Source organism: Sulfitobacter sp. UBA4523, from assembly GCF_002388305.1.
In the GTDB taxonomy this organism is placed as follows: domain Bacteria; phylum Pseudomonadota; class Alphaproteobacteria; order Rhodobacterales; family Rhodobacteraceae; genus Sulfitobacter; species Sulfitobacter pontiacus.
Map to the genome: position 1 here is coordinate 1 of NZ_DGMH01000046.1, position 2,991 is coordinate 2,991.

Annotated in this window: 4 protein-coding genes; 2 read left to right on the top strand and 2 right to left on the bottom strand. The window is 55.7% G+C overall.

Going from position 1 to position 2,991, the window contains the following annotated elements; translation table 11 throughout:
• The first annotated feature begins 361 nt into the window (after window positions 1–361).
• Window positions 362–1,159: a DNA -binding domain-containing protein gene (locus B3849_RS10810; RefSeq protein WP_286780119.1), complete on the top strand. Its 798-nt coding sequence runs from the start codon at window positions 362–364 to the stop codon at window positions 1,157–1,159.
• Between the two features lie 292 nt (window positions 1,160–1,451).
• Here B3849_RS10810 and B3849_RS10815 read toward each other — a convergent pair whose 3' ends face one another.
• Window positions 1,452–1,871 carry a GNAT family acetyltransferase gene (locus B3849_RS10815; RefSeq protein ID WP_286780120.1) on the bottom strand — a complete coding sequence of 140 codons (420 nt, stop codon included), beginning with the start codon at window positions 1,869–1,871 and terminating at the stop codon, window positions 1,452–1,454.
• Between the two features lie 97 nt (window positions 1,872–1,968).
• The gene (locus tag B3849_RS10820; RefSeq protein ID WP_286780121.1) at window positions 1,969–2,379 is read right to left on the bottom strand and encodes a hypothetical protein; all 411 of its coding nucleotides are present in this window, start codon (window positions 2,377–2,379) and stop codon (window positions 1,969–1,971) included.
• Window positions 2,380–2,755: 376 nt separating this feature from the next.
• On the opposite strand from B3849_RS10820, the gene B3849_RS10825 reads away from it, so the two are divergent.
• A partial coding sequence (locus B3849_RS10825) for an antirestriction protein ArdA (protein WP_286780122.1) occupies window positions 2,756–2,991 on the top strand: 236 nt, incomplete at its 3' end.

Below are 2,991 nucleotides of genomic sequence, written 5' to 3' on the forward strand. Positions count from 1 at the left end.
CCGGTAGCTCGTCAGGCTCATAACCTGAAGGTCGTAGGTTCAAATCCTACTCCCGCACCCACTAAGCCCCTGATTTCCTTGCGGATTTCAGGGGCATTTTTTGTGTCTGAATTTTGAAGCTGCGCCAGCGTACCGTCTGCGTACCAGTTTTCTTGATATTTTCGGTAAAATCTGTGGAAATTAGTGAAAAGCAGGACATCGGTCGCAGAAACCTTTGGGTTTTTCGTGCTCGTGCCTGGATTGCGGCCTAGGCGTCCTGAGGCAGGTATGCTGCCCCCCATTAGATCTTTTCGCGCAAGATGGCACGAATTCTGCTGGAGGTTGTGTTCGGGGAGGGGCGATGCCTAGGACGTTTACCAGCTTGGCAGAGTATTTGCCGAAGTACGACTATATGGTCAACTTAACGCGGCGCGGCTGGGCCTATGAGCATTTGAGACGTCACGTAGTCTTTCAGGAAGCCGCCTACCGCAGGCAAGAAGATGTCGTCTCCCTTATTGAATACGCGCCTCGGCTAACACTATTGAAACTGCGAAGTCCTCAGCTGGAGGCAGAGGCTTGGGGGCTCATTTTCTTTCCCAATCCAGACCATACAGCACTACGTGCAGATCTGTTCTGGTCCGATGAGACCTTTCCAAATCCGATCCGGGTCATGGTGACACCCAAAGCGCCAGGCGATCGTGACGAGTTGTTCGAGCGATCGGTAAAAGCGTGCGACATACGCCACCTAACTGACTGCAATGGGCATGAGCACCTTTTGGTAAAGGGGGAGGGGCTGGCTGTTCAGGTGCGGTGCCTTGGGGCGTCTCTGTTGTCAGCCTCGCCCATGCGTATGAACTATCATGTTCGAGGACCGGGAGATGTTGAGGACCGTTACAAGGCCTGGCGCAGGGCTGAGCGAGTGGTTGATCCGGTTCTACGTCCCGTTGTCTGGTCGGAGCGGAGCAAACTTTTGCGGAATGGCTTGATCTGCCTTGATGCGAAAGATGCTGGCCTCAATCTTCGGCACGCCGCGGAAATTATCTATGGGAAAAAACGTGTGAATGAAGAATGGACACCGCACCGGCGCGATATGAAAGATAAAGTTCGGGCCTGGTGGCGTTCTGCAATCAAACTACGAGATGGCGGCTACAGAGCCTTGCTCCAAAAGGGACCTTGGTAATCGTCCGAGGGACATACCTCTATTTTTCTCACGGCCCTTTCATCGGTTTATTTTCGCCTCGGCGACGCCTTGCTCCACGCCCGGCAATTGCCGGGGCTGTTCGCCGGTCTCGCGCACTTTGCCTCTCTTGCCTAAAGTGAGTAAGTCCGCCGGCCCGGAAAACCTCCCGTCACGACTGCTCACGAAGCCGTGCTGCGGAAGTTTCCCGGCGTGTTGCTGCGCCGCGCTTCCCATTGGCTGCGCCAAGGGGGCACGGGCGCAAAGCCTTCAAAACCGCTGCTAAGAGAACCGCCTAATCGTTCAAGTGTTTGCCATATACAGAAACATCCTGACGCTCATACCCAAGAGCTGTGTAGAACGCCGTCGCAGTTTGATTGTCACTGCGGACCATCAATTGTAGTTTCGGTGTGGACTGTGAGCGTAGCCACAACTCGGCCTCAAGCATCATTTCGCGGCCATATCCGCGAGTTCTTTCAGAAGCATCAACCGCGAGATAGTAGATCCACCCCCGATGGCCATCATAGCCAGCCATAATCGACGCGATGCGGTTCGCTTTTTTCTCGCCGACCAATAGGGTCGATGAGCGGGTTTTTACAGCCCGATCAATATCCAATGATGGATTGTTCCACGGTCGTATGAGATCGCAACTCTGCCAAAGCGATATAGCCGCCCGGCGATCAGATTCACGAAAGGTTCGAATATGGAGCGACATGGCGATAGCTTTACCGGCGCGATGTTTGAGTCGCCAGAGGCTTAGCTGCAGTCCGCGCAATCGCGCTGGTTACCACCAGGCACCTGCTGTACCGCTCTCAGACGACTTTCGACCATGCAATACGCACGTCGAACGCCAATGGGTCATCTAAGCCGGCCCGTTGTATGTGATAGGCATGTGTTCGCCAATTCTTTTGTTGATGAACAGGTGGGCGATTCCACGTCCAACCGCGAGAAACAACATCAGCTTCCACTTCATCCTGAGTCCAGCAGTCCTGGAAGATGTCGGGGTGCAGGACAATATTTAGAGAGCCAGCATAGCGGTCGCGCAGAGCTTTCCTGAGTTTTTCCCATTGATCCGGATCGTCCACCAATGTGTCCACAAAATAGCATTCGAGAGCAGCGGGCTGTTTCTCGAATAGGGCCTCGAGAAGCTGAGCGAGGTGCTTAATCGACTCTCGTTCGCTATGATGAGCGGGGTTGAAGAAGTCTTTTTGCTTCGGGATCATGAATGGTTCCTCTGGCGATTGTTCCGCAAGGCATGCAGTATTTGCGCCAGACAGGGCGGTCTGGATCGTCTGAGACGGCTCCCTTCAACAGTTACGTTCGCAGCCCGCCAGGATGAAGGCATCCGTGAGCGCTACGAATCTGTTCTAAAGCCTCAATATCTCTCCCTGCAGACGGGTGGGGTCGGACGGCGTGTCTGCCAGCGCGCGGTCCCCGCGCAAGGCGGCGGTGGCATTGAGCCGTTCTGATCTCTTGAGACGTCCTACCTAGCCTCCTTGCGCGCCGCCCTTATGCACCCTGGCGGACACTTGTTCCGGCCGACCCCACCCGCCTGCCGGGAAAGGAATGACGGGGCGGCCAGAACAGGAGACCAGACCCGTGACCACCTCGCAGACACCAGCAGTTCTCGGATTTACCACCGGACAAGGCGCGGATGAACCGCGCATCTATGTGGCTTGCCTTGCCGCCTATAATGGCGGGCGGCTGCATGGGCGCTGGATCAGCGCCGCATGCGGCGAGGATCATATTTGGACCGAGACGCGCACCATGTTGGCGGAGAGCCCAGAGCCCGATGCGGAAGAATGGGCGGTGCATGGTGCGACCAGAAAGTCGCA

Coding starts and splice junctions, on each gene's coding strand:
- B3849_RS10820 (WP_286780121.1), bottom strand. CDS start 2,379: ATGATCCCGAAGCAAAAAGACTTCTTCAACCCCGCTCATCATAGCGAA.
- B3849_RS10815 (WP_286780120.1), bottom strand. CDS start 1,871: ATGTCGCTCCATATTCGAACCTTTCGTGAATCTGATCGCCGGGCGGCT.